The organism is Ruegeria sp. AM9 (genome assembly GCF_056540565.1).
Window position 1 is genome coordinate 1 of sequence record NZ_JBQFWY010000061.1, and the last position, 534, is coordinate 534.

Annotated in this window: 1 protein-coding gene; it reads right to left on the bottom strand. The window is 68.9% G+C overall.

Features of this window, described 5'->3' with window-relative positions; translation table 11 throughout:
- Nucleotides 1-534 (bottom strand): YjbH domain-containing protein (locus ACR0DO_RS19590; protein ID WP_480561120.1); only part of this gene is annotated, 534 nt, incomplete at both ends.

The following is a 534-nucleotide window of genomic DNA, read 5'->3' on the forward strand; positions in this document are numbered from 1 at the left end:
GCAGCAGCGGGATCGTGTCCGAGATCTGAGCCCGGGCAAAGCTGCGCCAGGCATTGTCGGGGTCGTGCTCCAGCTCATAGAGGTCGTCGCGACGGACCCGCACCGCGCTCAGCGGCACGCCGTTCGACATCAGCGCGATGTCGAACTGTTCGGTCTGCGGCGGTTCTTCGTTGGCCAGCACCCGGGCGGTGCGCCCCAGCGCCTGGGCGGCCTGGCCATAGCGGGTGTTCTCGACCCCGACCTGCACCGTGCCGCCGCTGTCCGACAGGTAGACCAGCCGCAGCCCTTCCTGCGCCAGCGCGGCCTGCATCCGGTCGCGGATGTCGCCGGGGGTGCGGGCGGTGGCGGCAATCTGGGCTTCGGGCTTCAGCGGCGGTGGGGCGGCGCCCTGCCCGCCGGGCGTCACTGCCTTGCGCGGGTCGATGAAATAGCTCAGCGTCAGCCCCAGCGTGGTGCCATAGAGATAGGATGTGGTCAGCTGGGTGCCGTTTTTGAACCGGTATTGGACGCCCACATTGATCGGCGATCTGACCC